Annotated in this window: 14 protein-coding genes; 4 read left to right on the forward strand and 10 right to left on the reverse strand. The window is 57.4% G+C overall.

Annotated elements, in window-relative coordinates; genetic code table 11:
• Positions 1–968: 968 nt before the first annotated feature.
• From ACOVRA_RS06865 to ACOVRA_RS06890, 6 genes are all read right to left on the reverse strand, one after another.
• On the reverse strand, positions 969–1,895 hold the full coding sequence (locus tag ACOVRA_RS06865) for a TraB/GumN family protein (RefSeq protein WP_421719630.1): 927 nt from the start codon (positions 1,893–1,895) through the stop codon (positions 969–971).
• Between the two features lie 64 nt (positions 1,896–1,959).
• Positions 1,960–2,418 carry a hypothetical protein gene (locus ACOVRA_RS06870; RefSeq protein WP_421719631.1) on the reverse strand — a complete coding sequence of 153 codons (459 nt, stop codon included), beginning with the start codon at positions 2,416–2,418 and terminating at the stop codon, positions 1,960–1,962.
• Positions 2,415–2,609, reverse strand: a complete 195-nt coding sequence (locus tag ACOVRA_RS06875; protein WP_290801049.1) for a helix-turn-helix transcriptional regulator — start codon at positions 2,607–2,609, stop codon at positions 2,415–2,417. Before ACOVRA_RS06875 ends, ACOVRA_RS06870 begins: the two co-directional genes overlap by 4 nt.
• Positions 2,606–3,328 carry a hypothetical protein gene (locus ACOVRA_RS06880; protein ID WP_421719632.1) on the reverse strand — a complete coding sequence of 241 codons (723 nt, stop codon included), beginning with the start codon at positions 3,326–3,328 and terminating at the stop codon, positions 2,606–2,608. Before ACOVRA_RS06880 ends, ACOVRA_RS06875 begins: the two co-directional genes overlap by 4 nt.
• Before the next feature lie 114 nt (positions 3,329–3,442).
• Positions 3,443–4,909, reverse strand: a complete 1,467-nt coding sequence (glpK, locus tag ACOVRA_RS06885) for a glycerol kinase GlpK (protein WP_421719633.1) — start codon at positions 4,907–4,909, stop codon at positions 3,443–3,445.
• The gene (locus ACOVRA_RS06890; RefSeq protein ID WP_421719634.1) at positions 4,906–6,444 is read right to left on the reverse strand and encodes a sodium:solute symporter family transporter; all 1,539 of its coding nucleotides are present in this window, start codon (positions 6,442–6,444) and stop codon (positions 4,906–4,908) included. The genes glpK and ACOVRA_RS06890 overlap by 4 nt, the downstream gene beginning before the upstream one ends.
• A gap of 136 nt (positions 6,445–6,580) precedes the next feature.
• Between ACOVRA_RS06890 and ACOVRA_RS06895 the strand changes: the two genes are divergently transcribed.
• Positions 6,581–8,722, forward strand: a complete 2,142-nt coding sequence (locus ACOVRA_RS06895; protein ID WP_421719635.1) for an alpha-galactosidase — start codon at positions 6,581–6,583, stop codon at positions 8,720–8,722.
• A gap of 56 nt (positions 8,723–8,778) precedes the next feature.
• Positions 8,779–10,581, forward strand: a complete 1,803-nt coding sequence (gene lepA / locus ACOVRA_RS06900) for a translation elongation factor 4 (protein ID WP_290801035.1) — start codon at positions 8,779–8,781, stop codon at positions 10,579–10,581.
• Here the strand turns inward: lepA and ACOVRA_RS06905 are convergent.
• Positions 10,578–11,012, reverse strand: coding sequence for a hypothetical protein (locus tag ACOVRA_RS06905; protein WP_421719636.1), 435 nt, complete (start codon positions 11,010–11,012; stop codon positions 10,578–10,580). The two genes, lepA and ACOVRA_RS06905, sit on opposite strands and share 4 nt — an antisense overlap.
• A gap of 205 nt (positions 11,013–11,217) precedes the next feature.
• Here ACOVRA_RS06905 and ACOVRA_RS06910 point away from each other — a divergent pair, with 205 nt between their 5' ends.
• Positions 11,218–12,240 carry an NAD-dependent epimerase gene (locus tag ACOVRA_RS06910; protein ID WP_290801030.1) on the forward strand — a complete coding sequence of 341 codons (1,023 nt, stop codon included), beginning with the start codon at positions 11,218–11,220 and terminating at the stop codon, positions 12,238–12,240.
• A gap of 38 nt (positions 12,241–12,278) precedes the next feature.
• Entirely contained in the window at positions 12,279–13,676 is a 1,398-nt protein-coding gene (locus tag ACOVRA_RS06915) for an FAD-binding oxidoreductase (protein ID WP_421719637.1), read from the forward strand.
• Positions 13,677–13,698: 22 nt separating this feature from the next.
• Here ACOVRA_RS06915 and ACOVRA_RS06920 read toward each other — a convergent pair whose 3' ends face one another.
• The 3 genes from ACOVRA_RS06920 to ACOVRA_RS06930 all read right to left on the reverse strand — a co-directional run.
• Positions 13,699–14,466 carry a dienelactone hydrolase family protein gene (locus tag ACOVRA_RS06920; RefSeq protein ID WP_421719638.1) on the reverse strand — a complete coding sequence of 256 codons (768 nt, stop codon included), beginning with the start codon at positions 14,464–14,466 and terminating at the stop codon, positions 13,699–13,701.
• A 14-nt stretch (positions 14,467–14,480) separates the two neighbouring features.
• Positions 14,481–16,067 (reverse strand): bifunctional phosphoribosylaminoimidazolecarboxamide formyltransferase/IMP cyclohydrolase, encoded by a 1,587-nt coding sequence (gene purH / locus ACOVRA_RS06925; protein WP_421719639.1) that lies wholly within the window; start codon positions 16,065–16,067, stop codon positions 14,481–14,483.
• Positions 16,068–16,150: 83 nt separating this feature from the next.
• Positions 16,151–16,461: endonuclease III domain-containing protein (locus ACOVRA_RS06930; RefSeq protein ID WP_421719640.1), on the reverse strand; the 311-nt coding region annotated here is incomplete at its 5' end.

Here is a 16,461-nt window from a genome sequence, read left to right on the forward strand (position 1 = left end):
CTTGACGACCCAGATGTCGCGGGCATGCTCGATGATCTATTTTGGTGGAACGTAGGTTGCACCAAAATGGGTCCAGATGGAAACACCCCTTCAGTCCGCTTCGCGGCCAGCTTCCCCGTTTACGGGGTATCGGCGCATGCGCCGATGTCCGCCGAAGGCGGTGAAGGGGAACGCGCAGCAAGAGCTGCGCATCGGTACGCGTTGACAGGCGCAGCTCGTGCTGCGCGGTCCTTTTGGTGATCCTTCTGTCTCACCAAAATCGGTCTAGATGGAAACACCCCTTCAGTCCGCTTCGCGGCCAGCTTCCCCGTAAACGGGGAAGCGGCGTGTCCCAACTGCTGCCGCTGCCGCTTCCCCATTCATGGGGAAGCTCCGCCGAAGGCGGTGAAGGGGTGTTTCAGCAAGCATAGATAAAAACTTATCCCCCTCTATCCAAACACGGCGTAACCTCACCCCATCTCCAACGAGAGGGCGTTGTTGCTGCAGCGGCGACACCGGTTGGGGATGGTAAGCGGGATTAATCGAGGTTGAAGTGGCGACCTCGTGTTTCATTGGGATTAGCTGTCCTGATGCCCGAGTGTGCTTGTGCCCGACTGCCGTGTGAAGCCCTTGGTCAAGAACTTAGGCGATGCCTTTGAGACGCCTTGGGGAAGCCTTATGTATTTTTAGAAGCACGCGCTTCTAGGATGAGGCCTTTACGTACTAGGCGGGGGAAGAACTACACCACAAGGTGGCCTCGTTACCCACCCCGAGCACACACACTTATTCAGCCGGGGCGCACGGTTTGCGTCGTATTCCGGGCCAGTCCGTTAATCTGGCCCACCTCATTTGGCGCACACCACGCGCCCCGGCCCCTCACTCAGCCGCACCCCCGGTGGTTTTCCACGCGGGGCTATGGGTGTTGGAGTGCGCGCAGTAACAAGCCCCTCTCCCAGAGGGCGAGGGGCATAGGGGGCGAAGCAAATGGCTTACTTCGTCTTCACCCGCGTGGACTTGATGCGTTTTTGCTTCAAGAAGGCCTGCACGCTGTCTGGTCCACTCAAATGGCCAGCACCGACGGCCACGAACACGGTGCCGGGCGTGGCCATGCGCGTAGCGATCCAATCCGCCCAACGCTTGTTGCGATCGGCCAAAATGAGCTTTGACAATTCAGGCTGGCTGCGCAGGCTGGTGTTCATCAGATCGCCCAGCTTGTCCGCATTACCCGTCTTCCAGGCATCAATCATGTCGTTCAGCATGGTTGTGGCTTGGTCCCAATCCTCGATGGTTGAGACCAGCATCGCCTTTTGCTGGTCGTCGGTCAGATTGGCAAAAAAGCCAATTTGCTCTGCGCCGGTTTCAAAGCCTTCCACCGGCTTGTTGGCGGCGCGTGCCAAACCGTCGAGCGTTTTGTCGACGCCTTGGTTCGGGTCGAGGCCCAGCTTTTGATAGAGGCCAAGCGACAGGATCAGACTGCCCATCCAAGGCCGCATTTGCTGGATGGCTTCGGGTGGAAACCCACTTTGTGCGATGATGGCGCTTAAGGCCGTCTTTTGGGCTTCAGTTAGGCCATCAAAAATGGTTTGGCCGGCGGGCAATTGGCCTTTGGTGGCCATCAGATTGGCAATGGCGGGGGCCTCGGCGTCCAGATTTGCAATCTCGAGCTTTAAGGTGTCTGCGCTTTCGAAGGCGGATTTTACTTTGCCATGGTTCCAATCGATGCCGGGGGCCATCAAGTGGAAGGTGCCAAATAGATAGATGGTGGTGTCTCGGTCCTTCACGACCCACATCGCAGGCGTCGCCTTTTGGCTGACAGGTGCGGTAGCTGGCGCTTTGGCCGATTGGGCCAGAACGGATGGGGCTTGGAACAGGGCAAAACTGAAAGCCGACAGGGCTACTAAGAGAGTCTTTTTCATCATCATGATCCTCGTAAGCGTTAAGGTTTGGGAGGGAGGTAAAACAAAGTCCGGGTGGGCTGGCTCAGGCCCTGTTTCGTTTGAGCCAAAGATGCGTCCAGATCGCGAAATAGAAAACCAGGAGCATCAAAATGGGCACGGCCATGCCAGCAGCGAAAGCATGGGTTTTAGTAGCTAGCAGCCTCTCCAAGCTGGGGAGCTCAAAGTTTGGAAAGCCGATGATCGCTGTTGCAGGCACGAAGCAGATCGCGATGGACACAACAGAGGACCAATAGAGCGCAACCTCGTGCGTGTGGCGGGCCAACTCATCCAACAGCTTGGTGTAGAAAATGGTGGCTGCAACCGCGATGATCGTGGCGAGGCTCAATAGTCCGACCACCAGAAGGCTGGGTCCGTTCGCTTCGTTGAAAGGCAACAAGAAACCAACAGCACCGCCGAGCAGGAGAGAGCCAATGATATAGAAATTGATCTTGCCTTGTCGCGACCATTTCGCTTTTTTGGGTGTGGAGGCGGGGTCGTTCATAGGGTGTCCTCAAAGATGGCTTCAATCGGCAGCGCAAATAAACGCGCAATTTTGAAGGCTAAGGGCAGGGAGGGGTCGTATTTCCCTGTTTCCAACGCGTTGATGGTCTGGCGGGAGACGTCGAGCGCATCAGCCAGATCGGATTGAGACCAATCCCGCTCGGCACGGAGAACTTTGAGACGGTTTTTCATGCGTCCTCTGGCTCCCCCATCTCGAGCATGTTGGGATCACGCGCGCCTGCGACGATGCCGTAGGTAATCAAGTAAATGAGTTGGTAAAGGACCAGTCCGGAATAGAGTGTCACCGCTGGCATAAGACCAACCGAGACCGCACTTGCAACGATTAAGACGATTACCAGCATGATAAAGGAGGCTAAAGCGCAAGCTTCCACCCAAATCGTGCGAAAGAATTCGTCCAGAATGAACCAAAGTTTTGTCGCGCTCCAGGCCATAGCAATGCTGCTTACGAGGCCAATCAAGAACATCGGCCATGCAAAACTGGTCGGAAGATTAGGGGAGGCCGCATAAAGCGTCAAAATGCCGAACACCGCGGCATAAGCGACATAAAAGACGAAAATATAAGGGTAGGCCTTGCGGGAGGATGGGTTGCCGCCAAGTCCGCCGGTGAGGACTCGGTTGCTGGCGATGCCCTTATTGACGATGGCGAGCCCGTAGACGATGGCGGAGCAGACATAGATGAAGAGCAGGATGCCGCCCAAGACGAGGCTAATGATCGTCAGCGGTGGGTAGCCTTGTTCGGCCAAATAGCTAAATCCCCCGCCATGGGGAAAGCGCTCGGCGAACCAGTCGCCCGTGACATAGCCGAAGGCACCGCCGCAAACGGCGAGCGCGCCGACGCTGACGAGCCACTTTGGAGAGAAGATGGCTTTTGGTTTTTCAAGTGCAGACATATGTCAGGCTTCCTTGCTATTATGACAAGGACACTTGTCACACACAGGCGAGACAATGTCAAGCACCCTTGTCAAAATGACAGGAGTGCTTGTCAGGGCGTTGAATCTAGAGACTTAAGCGAGGACGCGCTTCAGGGCATCGGCCCAGCCGCTGAGGCGAGTCTGCCGGATCGGATTGGCCATAGCGGGGTTAAACCGCTCAACCTTGCCCCGCATGATTGCGGCCTCCTCGAGCGAGCCGTAGAGGCCACAGCCAACCCCGGCCAGCATGGCGGCACCCAAAGCCGTGGTCTCGATGAAGTGGGGACGCTCGACATCGATGGCCAGAATATCGGCCAAGTCTTGCGCCATCCAATCATTGGCAACCATGCCGCCATCGATCCGGACCTCGGCCCAATCGGCCCCGTCGGCGGCAAAGGCGGTCATCAGGTCATACGTCTGATGGGCCATGGCTTCGAGGGCTGCGCGGACCACATGGGCCTTCTTGGCTGAGAAGCTGAGACCATGAATGGCCCCACGGGCATGGGGCTGCCAGTGCGGTGCGCCAAGGCCGGATAGGGCAGGGACCAGATAGACGCCGCCATTGTCTGCCACGCTGCGGGCCAGACCTTCAGAGTCGGAAGCTCGTTCGATTAGACCCAAATCGTCGCGGAGCCATTGCATCAGGCTTCCGGCCACAAAGACCGAGCCTTCCAAAGCATAATGGCGCACGCCGTCTAATTGCCAGGCAATGGTGGCGAGCAATCGGTTCTTCGACTGCGGCAGGGTCCGCCCGGTCTGGGTCAGGACAAAGGCCCCGGTGCCAAAGGTCGCCTTGGTCTGGCCGGGCTGTAGGCAGGCTTGGCCAATGGTTGCTGCTTGTTGGTCGCCAGCCATGCCCGAAATGGCAATGGCACCACCGAACAACTCTGGCAAAGTCTGGCCGAGAGGTCCGGCGCAATCGACGATCTGGGGCAGAATGGCGCGCGGCACACCGAATAGGTCGCACAGGCCATCGTCCCAGCCCGCACTGCCAATCGCCATCAGCGCGGTGCGCGAGGCATTGGTCGCGTCGGAGATATGCGCGCCACCGGTCAAACGGTAGACGAGATAGCTCTCAATCGTGCCAACCGCGAGCTTGTCGCCCGCTGCCTTCAATTGCGGCCAATTGCTTAAGGCCCAGCCGATCTTGGAGCCAGAGAAATAGGGGTCGAGCAAGAGGCCGGTCTTGGCCTGTACAATGGCTTCTTGGCCTTGTTCTTTCAGGGCCTGACACATGTCAGCGGTCCGCCGGTCTTGCCAGACAATAGCGGGGGCCAAGGGCTTGCCCGTCGTCTTGTCCCAAAACACGATGGTCTCGCGCTGGTTGGTGATGCCAATGCCTGCAATGGCCGAAGCGCCACCGGCCTTGGTCACCATCTCTTGGGCGCAGGCGAGGGTGAGCGTCCAGATTTCTTCGGCATCATGCTCAACCAGACCCGGGGCAGGATAATGCTGGGTCAAAGGCTTTTGAGCGCTGCCGAGGCAGGTGCCATCGGCTTCAAACAACATCACGCGGGTGGAGGTGGTGCCTTCATCAATAACAAGGATCTTGCCGCTCATGGTTCCAACGCCCTCATCGCACGCCCCTTGGCGCTAAAAATGAACACGGCCTTATTGCCAAACACCCAGCGATTGACGCTCAAGGCCGTGATGACCGAGGTGATCAGCACGATCAGCATCACGTCGATATAATGCAGCCAGTAGAGGCCGATATGCTGATAGAAGGTCTCGCCTGGATACAAGGTGTCTGGCTTGTAGAGCACGAAATTGTGGAAGCCATAGAGCAGGAAGCCAAAGATAAGGCCCGCAATCGCTGCCCGTGCATCCACATTGCGGAACAAGAGCCCCGCGATAAAGGCTGACAGGATCGGCATGGAGAACAGGCCGTTCAGCTCTTGCAACAGATTGATGATGCTCTTGGCATTCTGGAAGACGGGTACCAGCGCGATGGAGGTAACGGTCAGGACCGCCGAGGCAATCGCCGCCAAGCGCCAATGGTTCTTCACCGCGCCAATGAACTTCTCATGGAAGTCGATGGAATAAAGCGCGACGCTGGAGTTAAGAATGGCACTGGTATGCGCAATCACGGCCGCGGCCATCATAGCGGCAAAAGCGCCCGACATCCACGACGGCAACACATGGGCAACCAGCTTGCCATAGGCCGCATCTCCCACGCTTCCGAAAAGCTTGTAAGCTACGACGCCGGGGATCACCACAATGGCAGGGATAATCAGGATGCGTACGACGGCGGCGGCCAGAACCCCCTTTTGCGCTTCTTGCACGGTCGGGGCCGTCATCGCCTTTTGGGTGATGTTTTGGTTGGTCGACCAGTAGAAGATTTGGATGAACAACATGCCCGTAAACAGCGTATGGAACGGAATGGGCGAGGTGAAGGAGCCGATCATAGATATGCGTTCTTCTGGAACACCCGACACCAGATCAAAATTGACCGCCGCCATCGCCAAGATCACAACCAGAAACGCAATCGCCAGAACGCCAATGCCGGAATAAGTATCCATCACGGCTACCGCCCGCAGGCCACCCGTAATGGTATAAATAGCTGCGATAATGGCCATGGGCGCGGCAAACCACAAAAGCGACCACTCAACGCCAAACATGGATTGCAGGAACAGACTGCCGCTATAGAGCGCCGCTGGCAGATAGATCAGCACATTGCCAATCAGGAAAAGCGCGGAAATCACGGTGCGGATGCTGCCGCCTTTATAGCGCTTTTCCAACAGCTCCGTCACCGTGGTACAATTGTTTCGGTAATAGATGGGCACAAAGACGAACGCCAGAATAAGGAGGCCAAAGAAGCCGCAAATCTCCCACCAAGCTAACAATAGCATCTGGTTGCCATTCATGCCGACCAATTGCTCGGTCGAGAGATTGGTCAAGGTGATGGCACCAGCCACGAACAGCCAAGAAAGGCCACCACCGGCCAAAAAGACTTCACGGGTTGTCCCGCCGTCCTTCTGCCGATCCTTATGACCAGCCCCCGCTCCATGCACTTTCCAATAGGTCAGGACGGCGATCAGGGCGGTTAGCCCGAAGAAAATGCCGATTTGTAACGCCGACGCGCTGCCTTGAAACATGGCATTTCCCCCTTGCCTTTTCTTTAGGCGCAGACACTAGTAAGCCCTTCCGCCTGAGGCAAGCTTCGGAAATGGAAAATAAAAGCGGGTTTTCCGCGCGCAACTTGTAAGACCTAGATTTGGGAACAACAACATTATGGAAAATCTGATCCTGCACGGTGGTGGGGCTAGTTTGGTTGTGGCTGTTAAGCTGGGATCTCCGCCCGCAATTCTGCATTGGGGGACAGGTTTGCCTGATGATGTGGATGCACGGGTTCTAAAGGCACTCGCCGGCCATCAGGGCGGACCGGGCAGTGCCGACGTGTTTGTTGAGGCGTCCCTGGCGATGGAGGCAGGCCTTGGCCTGCTCGGGCCATCAGGTGTCGTTGTTCATCGCAATGGGCAAGATTGGGGTAGCCGCTTTGTGGTGACAGAGGCCACGCTTGAAGGTGACCGCATCCATATTTCGTGCCGCGATGACCACACCAAAGTCGGCTTGAACTATGATTTGCGCCTCGATGCCGTGACGGGCGTTTTGACCGTCCAGTCTGCGCTGACCAATTTGGGCGAGGGCCTGCTCGAAGTTGCCGAGTGCGCCACAGCAGTGTTGCCCATCGCCAATCACATGACCGATATCATCGGCTTTACCGGGCGTTGGGCGCTGGAGTTTCAGCGTGAACGCGTGAAGCGCTTTGCGGGTACCTATCTTCGCGAAAGCCGCCGGGGCCGCACCTCGCATGATGGGTTGCCCGCCATCATCCTGTGCAGCGATACCACCGACGAAGTGCAAGGCGAGGCCTACGGCCTGCATCTGGGCTGGAGTGGCAATCATCGCATGCGGGTGGATAGCTTGCATGATGGTCGGGTATTTGCAGGGCTAGGTGCCTTGTTAGGACCTGGTGAAATCCGGCTAAAACAGGGCCAAACCTTCCACGCGCCCACCATCCACGCCGCCTATAGTCGCGAAGGTCTCTCGGACCTCAGCCAACGCTTCCACGCCCATGTTCGTAGTCAAATCCTGCGACCAGAGACGCGCGCGAAGGTTCGCCCCGTTCATTATAATACCTGGGAAGCGGTATTCTTCGACCACGACTTAGACCGCCTCAAAGCCATTGCCGACCGCGCTGCGGCGGTGGGGGTAGAGCGCTTTGTGCTGGATGATGGGTGGTTTGGCTCTCGCCGCGACGACACGTCTGGTCTGGGCGATTGGTATGTGTCGGCAGACGTCTATCCCGAGGGCCTTAAGCCGCTGATCGATTATGTCACCGGCCTCGGCATGGAGATGGGCATTTGGTTTGAGCCTGAAATGGTCAATCCAGATTCAGACCTTTATCGCGCCCATCCCGATTGGGTGTTGGGGCTTGCCCATGTGGAGCAAGTGCCGTTCCGGAACCAGCTTGTACTGGACATTTCCCGTCCCGAAGTCTCCGACTATTTGTTTGAGCGGATCGACGCTGTTTTGCGCGATCATGCGATTGGCTATGTCAAATGGGACATGAACCGCGACATCAGCCATCCGGGCGATCATCAGGGCTATCAACGCTCGCACGCCCAAGTCCAAGCGCTTTATGCCTTGCTCGAGCGGCTACGGGTCGCCCATCCGCAAGTGGAGTTTGAATCCTGTGCCTCGGGTGGCGCGCGCGCCGATTATGGCGTGTTGAGCTATACCGACCGGATTTGGACATCGGATAGCAATGACGCCCTAGACCGCCAAGATATTCAGCGTGGGGCCAGCTTCTTCTTCCCGCTGGAAGTGTTGGGTGCCCATGTCGGGCCGCGCCGCTGCCACATTACGGGCCGCACCTTGTCAATGGCGATGCGGGCAGGAACCGCGATGATCGGCCATATGGGTCTTGAGCTTAATCTGTTGGAAGAATCCGAAACAGAGCTTGCGACCCTAAAAGAGGCGATTGAATGCCATAAGGCCCACCGTGACCTGCTGCATACCGGCAATCTCGTGCGGCTTAAGGCTTCCGACGAGCTGTTGGGTATGGGCGTGATCGCGCAAGATCAGACCGAGGCGCTTTTTTCCATCGCGATCATGCGCAGCCAAGTTCAGCGCCTTTTGCCGCGCGTCCTATTCCACGGTTTGGACCCGGATATGAGCTATCTTGTGAAACTCGTTTGGCCGAGCAAATTCCGGTCGTGGTCGGCGGGCTCCAGCGTGGAAGCTTTGGACCTAACTGGGGCGGGCCACGTGATGACAGGGCGGCTGTTGCAAGAGGTCGGCATAAGCCTGCCGCTGACAGCGCCGGAGCAAGTCTTGATGTTCCATCTGCGTGCCCACACGCCAGATTGATCGCTTAACGGTATCTGGCCCTTTCCCCTTAGGGCCTGTCAGGCTATGTCGACCCCATGACTCCCCGTGAAAACATCCGTAATTTCTCCATCGTTGCCCATATCGACCATGGCAAGTCCACTTTGTCTGACCGCCTGATTCAATTGACCGGCGGCCTCACCCAGCGTGAGATGAAGGAACAAGTGCTCGACAGCATGGATATTGAGCGCGAGCGCGGCATCACGATCAAGGCGCAAACCGTGCGCCTCGAATTCCAGCGCGAGGGTCAAGACTATATTCTGAACCTGATCGACACCCCGGGCCATGTCGACTTTGCTTATGAAGTGTCGCGCTCTTTGGCGGCTTGTGAAGGCGCGCTCTTGGTGGTGGACGCCAGCCAAGGTGTGGAAGCGCAGACCTTGGCCAATGTCTATCAGGCGATTGATGCCGATCTCGAGATCGTGCCCGTCCTTAATAAGATTGACCTGCCAGCCGCTGAACCTGATCGCGTTAAGGCGCAGATTGAAGAAGTGATTGGCATTGACGCCTCTCAATCGGTGATGATTTCGGCCAAAACGGGCCTTGGCATTGAAGATGTGTTGGAGGCCATCATCACGCGTCTGCCGCCGCCAAAGACTGGCGACCGCGATGCGCCTTTGAAGGCGCTTTTGATGGATGCCTATTACGACCAGTATTTGGGCGTGGTGGTTCTGGTCCGCATCATTGATGGTGTGATGAAGAAGGGCATGAAGGTCCGCATGATGGCGACTGGGGCGAATTACGCCCTGGACCGCGTCGGCGTGTTTAAGCCCAAGATCACAGAAGTGGACGAATTGGGGCCAGGCGAAATCGGCTTCTTGACGGCTTCAATCAAAGAAGTGGCCGATGCTGCGGTCGGTGACACCATCACCGAAGAACGTCGCCAGACGACCAGTATGCTGCCGGGCTTTAAGCCTGCCCAGCCGGTGGTGTTCTGCGGCCTATTCCCCGTCGATGCGGCGGACTTTGAAGACTTGCGTGCGGCCATGGGCCGACTTCGTTTGAATGACGCCAGCTTCTCCTATGAAATGGAAACCAGCGCCGCTTTGGGCTTTGGCTTCCGCTGCGGCTTCTTGGGCCTGCTGCACTTGGAAATCATTCAAGAGCGTTTGAGCCGCGAGTTCAATCTCGACCTGATCGCAACGGCCCCCTCGGTGGTCTATGAGATCAAGATGAAGAATGGCGAGACGCTGCATCTGCACAATCCGGCCGACATGCCAGATGTGATGGCGATTGAGGCGATTGAAGAGCCTTGGATCAAAGCCACCATCCTGACCCCCGACGAATATCTGGGTGGCATTATGAAGCTGTGTCAGGATCGCCGTGGCAACCAGCGTGAGCTGACCTATGTCGGCACGCGCGCCATGTTGGTCTATGAGCTGCCCCTAAACGAAGTGGTCTTTGACTTCTATGACCGCTTGAAGAGCATCTCCAAAGGCTATGCGTCATTCGACTATACGATTGAGGGCTATAAGGCCGGCAATCTGGTCAAAATGTCGATCCTCGTGAATGAAGAGCCGGTCGATGCGCTCTCCATGCTGGTTCATGCGGGGCGTGCAGAAATGCGTGGGCGCTCGATGTGCGAGAAGCTGAAAGAGCTCATCCCGCAGCACTTGTTCAAAATCCCCATCCAAGCCGCCATTGGTGGCCGCGTTGTGGCGCGCGAGACCATCTCGGCTATGCGTAAAGACGTGACGGCGAAATGCTATGGCGGCGACGCCAGCCGTAAGCGCAAGCTGTTGGACAAGCAAAAGGCCGGTAAAAAGCGCATGCGCCAATTCGGCAGCGTCGATATCCCGCAAGAGGCCTTCATCGCTGCCTTGAAGATGGATGCCGACTAAGCCCGGCTTGGCTGTTTAAGGACCCCGCTAGCCAAGACCGGGATCAGATACAGTAACAAGAAGCCCGTATTTGATACCGCATTGCCCGGCGTGTTCAGCGCAACCGAAATGCTGCTATCGACGGCCCACCAGACCAGAATGGCCCTGGTCATCGGTCGCCAGAGAGCGAGTTGAGGTTGTTTCACGGCTGCTTGGACAAGGGTAAGCAGAGTTAGCGACCACCCCATCATCACCGCACCCAGAATGGCCGCTGTCAGGCGCAGGCTCTCATGCCACCCGCTTTGCCCATCCAACGGCCAGTAAATGACATCATAGAACAGGCGGACTGCCGCATCGGTCTGCGGCCACGCGCTTCCGGCAAAAACAACGCCCAACCCTAAAACCAGATAGCACCAAGCCATCACCCACTGCCGCCAGATTGTTGACATCATCTGTCCCCCTCCTTCAACTCTGTGGCAAACTAACAAATGGGCTAGCGGTGCATCAATTACCCGTAAGGTCATGTGTTCTGCTTGAGACGGTGGCATTAGCGCACCAATCCAGCAATGATGCCTATGTGGGTAACAGGGTTTGGCCGACGGCGCTGCTTTGAACGATCGCCGCCCGACATTTGGCCCAAATATAAGGGACGGAAAGATGCGCGTGCTGGTCACTGGGGCTGCCGGCTTTATTGGATTTCACACCGCTGCTGCATTGGTGCGGCGCGGCGATGATGTTGTGGGCTTTGACGTGGTCAATGATTATTATGACCCGGCACTCAAAGAAGCCCGATTGGCGCTGCTAGAGCGTTTGGCCGATGACGCCCCCGGTAGCTTTACCTTTATCCGCGCTGATTTAGCCGATCCTGCGGCCGTCGATGCGTGCTTTGCAGATCATGCCTTTGACCGAGTGATCCATTTGGCTGCGCAAGCGGGTGTGCGCTATTCGCTCGATAACCCACGCGCCTATGTCGCCTCGAATATCGTTGGCTTTACTCATATTTTGGAAGCCTGCCGCGCCCACAAGATCGCGCATTTGACCTATGCCAGCACGTCGAGCGTCTATGGCGGCAATACGCATATGCCCTTTGTGGAAACCAATGGCGCAGACCATCCGTTACAATTTTACGCCGCAACCAAGCGCGCCAATGAATTAATGGCCCATTCCTATAGCCACTTGTTTGGCTTGCCGACCACGGGCCTGCGCTTCTTCACCGTCTATGGCCCTTGGGGACGGCCGGACATGTCGCCTTATTTGTTCACCAAGGCCATTTTCGCTGGGGAGCCAATCCAAGTCTTCAACTTTGGCCATCACAGCCGCGACTTCACCTATGTCGACGATATTGTAGAAGGTGTGGTCCGCATCAGCGACCAAATTGCCAAGCCAAATCTGGATTGGGACAGTGATGCGCCAGACCCGTCCACCTCGTCCGCGCCGTTCCGCATCTATAACATCGGCAATAATAATCCGGTGGTGCTGGCAGACTATATCGCGGCGATTGAAAATGCGGTCGGAAAGAAGGCAGTCTTGGAAATGTTACCGCTGCAGCCTGGTGATGTGCCTGATACTTCCGCAGATGTTACTGCACTTGTCGCGGCAATCGGCTATAAGCCGTCTACACCGATCCAAGTCGGCGTGAATGCGTTTGTGGATTGGTACCGCCAATATCACGGGCTTTGACGCTCACTTTCTTTTGATGATGAAACGATAGGCCGCAGATGGACGCGCAATTTTCGACCTTGACCCGCATAAAAGACTTCGTCGGCCCGCAAGGCTGGACGGAAGACCCTGACCTGATCGCCCCCCATTTGATTGAGTGGCGCGACCGCTGGAGTGGGTCTGCGCCGATCTTGCTCATGCCGGCCTCTACTGCAGAGGCGCAGATGATCCTCAGCCAATGTCATGAGGCGGGTCTGGCTGTGACCACGCAGGGCGGCAACACGGGTCTCGTTGGTGCCCAAATCCCGCGCGGCGAAGTGTTGATTTCGACCAAAAGGCTCAACGCCATTCGCTCGATTGATCCGGTCGATGATGCTTTGGTGGCAGAAGCTGGTGTGATCTTAACCCAAGTCCAAGATGCGGCGCGCCAAATCGGCAAGCGCTTCCCCTTAAGTTTGGCCTCAGAAGGCTCTGCCACCATTGGGGGTCTGATTTCGACCAATGCAGGCGGTGTCCATGTGCGTCGCCACGGCATGATGCGCGCCCAGATTTTGGGCCTCGAGGCCGTCTTGCCGAACGGGTCACTTTATGAGGGCCTGTCTGCCTTGCGCAAAGACAATACGGGCTATGACCTCAAGCAGCTGTTCATCGGGGCTGAGGGAACTTTGGGGCTGGTCACGGCCGCAACCCTGAAATTGGTTGCTCAACCCCGTCATACCACGGTGGCGCTATTGGCTTTGGAGACGCCCGCGCAAGCGGTAGAACTTCTCCATCGCCTAGAAGCAGAGACGGCTGCGGTCGCCGCCTTTGAAGTGATGAACCATTTAGGTGTCACGCTGGCACTGAAGAACATCGCCAATGTGCGGGTTCCCTTCAGCGACCTATCCCCTTGGCTGGCACTGGTTGAGTTTGAAGGCCCGAATGCGGACCTGATTGAGACGGTCGAAGTGGCTTTGGCTTCAGCCCTTGAAGCTGGCCTCGCCCTCGACGCGGTTGTCGCGCAAAACGAAGCGCAGGCAAAGTCCTTCTGGTATCTGCGCGAGGAGATGAGTGCGTGCCAAAAGCCAGAAGGGGTGGCGGCCAAGCACGACGTCTCGGTTCCAGTTTCCAAGATCCCAGTCTTTTTGACCCTCGCCGATGCAGCGGCGGAAAAAGTGGCACCTGGTGCCCGCATCGTGGCTTTTGGTCACTGCAGCGACGGCAACATCCATTATGATGTGATCCAGCCAAGTTCGATGTCGGCAGACGCCTATAAGGCGCTGGTGCCCCAAATGAACGAGGCGATCCATGATGTTGCCATGTCCTTTAATGGCTCAATCTCGGCCGAACATGGCATTGGCATCAGCCGTCGTGATGAGTTTCTGCGGCGCGAGCCAGAGGCTCATCTCACGCTCATGCGCGCCATTAAGGCCAGCTTTGATCCCAAGAATATTATGAATCCACGCGTGCTGCTTTGATCCGAGCGGATCAAAACGTGCTTTAAAGCAACTGGCTAGCCATCCAATCGGCAAAGCGTGCTTGGGCATCCGCGGTCTGGGCAGCATTATAGCGAAACGTCGGATTGACGGAGGTTTCTTCGTCAAAGGAATGGGTGGCACCGGGGTAGATATGGGTCTCGACGGGGGCACCCTCGCTGCGAATTTTGTCGGCGGCTTTCAGCGGGTACCTTGTGCCCGAAAGGGTGTCGTCTTCACCCAGCATCAGAAAGGTCGGGATGGACTTCTGCCACCCGTTGCGCAGCGTTTGCGCGCCGAGGCCGCACCAAGGATAGACCAGAAAGGCGGTGGAAAGGCCCGCAAGCGGATCAGCGGGCACGTCCTCTAAGTCAGCAAACTCTGCCACTTCTGCCCCGAGCGCCAGAGCATCCATCACGGTCCATCCGCCATGGCTCCACCCTGCTGCAGCAAGGCGGTCTGCCTTCACCCAGTCTTGGCCGCGCGCCCAATGCATCAGTGAGATCAAATCACCCGCCCGTTCCCGACCCCACAGGCGCAGGCCAGAGCAAACCAGCATGCGGGCTTCCGTCAAACTTATACCACGCGGGCGGAAGGAGTCGACGACAATACTGGCAATGCCCTTGGCCGCTGCCGCTTTGGCATAGCCGGGCTGGGGACCATCGGGATCGCCGCACCCGTGAAACAAGAAGGCGGTCGGGAACGGACCGTCCCCCTCGGGCTTGATGATCTGGCAGTGGGCAAGCAGGCGCTCTGCCCGTGCGTCTAACGTCTCGCGGGGAAATCTCTTCATGCGCCCGTCTCCACCTAGTGCCGGAAGTGGCGCATACCTGTGAACACCATGGTGATGCCCGCTTCGTCTGCGGCGGCAATCACCTCATCATCGCGGATCGAACCACCAGGTTGAATGACCGCTGTGGCTCCGGCTTCAACGGCCTGCAGCAAGCCATCGGCAAAGGGGAAGAAGGCGTCAGATGCACAGGCCGAGCCGATGGTTGCCGCTTGGCTCCACCCGGCAGTCTCAGCGGCTTCCACCGCACGAACCGCTGCAATACGGGCCGAGTCGCGGCGGTTCATTTGGCCAGCCCCAATGCCCGCCGTGACGCCGTCCTTCGCATAAACAATCGCATTGGACTTCACATGCTTGGCAACCCGGAAGGCAAACAGCATGTCGGTCAACTCTTGCGGGCTTGGGGCGCGCTTGGTCACGACCTTCAGGTCCGGGGCCATGATGCGTCCGGTATCGCGGTTCTGCACCAAGAAGCCGCCAGCCAAGGTGCGGAAGGTCAGACCAGCTTGGGTGGGGTCTGGCAGACCGCCAGCCAGCAAGAGGCGGAGGTTCTTCTTCTTGGCAAAGATGGCTTGGGCATCCTCGTCGGCATCGGGTGCAATCACCACCTCGGTAAAAATCTTGACGATCTCTTCGGCGGCCGCACCATCCAATTTGCGGTTACAGGCCACAATGCCGCCAAAAGCTGAAACGGGGTCGCAAGCCAAAGCGCGCAGATAAGCGTCGGTCAGGGAGGAGCCAATCGCCACGCCGCATGGGTTGGCGTGCTTGATGATGGCAATAGCTGCGGCTTCCTTGGCATCAAACTCACCGACTAATTCATAGGCGGCATCGGTATCATTGAGATTATTATAGGACAATTCCTTGCCCTGAAGCTGGCGCGCGGTAGACACACCGGGCCGCTTTTCTGTCGTCGCATAGAAAGCCGCAATCTGGTGAGGGTTCTCGCCATAGCGTAGGCTTTGAACCTTGGGTCCACCAAAGGCACGCCAATCGGGTGAGGCCTCGCCAACTTGATCGGCATACCAGCCTGAAATCGCCGCATCATAGGCTGCGGTACGGGCATAGGCCTTGGCGGCCAATTGCTTACGGGTCAGTTCTTGTGTGCCGCCATGGGCGGTCATATCGGCCAAGACCTTTTGTACATCGCCTAGGTCGGTTGCGACCGCACACCAGTCGAAATTCTTGGCCCCGGCGCGGATCATGGCTGGTCCACCAATATCGATATTCTCAACGCAGGTTTCAAAATCCGCGCCAGACGCCAAAGTTGCCTCAAACGGATAGAGATTGACCCACAACAGATCGATGCCTTCGATGCCATGTTGCGTCATGGCTGCTTCATGATCGGCAACATGTCGCAGCGCCAACAAGCCGCCATGTACGGCAGGGTGCAAGGTCTTCACCCGGCCATCCATCATTTCGGGAAAGCCTGTCACATCTGCCACATCGATCACAGCCAAGCCAGCCGCAGCCAAAGCCTTGCTGGTGCCACCGGTAGAAACCAGAACCACCCCTTGATCGGCCAATTGCTGCGCCGTTTCAATCAGCCCCGTTTTATCTGAAACCGAGATAAGGGCTCGGCGGACGGGACGGGTCGTGGACATGGCTAAAGCTCCGGCGGCGGGTGATCACAAATTGGGTGCGCCCGCTTATAGGCTGCGAATCGGTGCGTGGCGACTGGGCGGACTCAGCCCTTGGCAATCGCGGGCTTGGCTGCCTTTTTGACGGGCTTCTTGGCGGCGGGCTTGGCCTTTTTGGGCGCGTCGGCCGGGTTTGGCGTCTTGGTTTTGAACTTACAGATATCGGCAATGCCACAACGCCAACAAGCAGGTTTGCGTGCATCACAGACATAGCGGCCATGCAGGATCAGCCAATGATGTGCACCCTTCTTGTACGTGTCCGGTGTTACCCGTTCCAGCACCGCTTCAACCTGATCTGGATTCTTTCCAGGCGCGAGACCTGTCCGGTTTGAGACGCGAAAGATATGCGTATCTACGG

It is taken from the genome of Aquidulcibacter sp. (genome assembly GCF_049239865.1).
GTDB lineage: Bacteria > Pseudomonadota > Alphaproteobacteria > Caulobacterales > Aquidulcibacteraceae > Aquidulcibacter.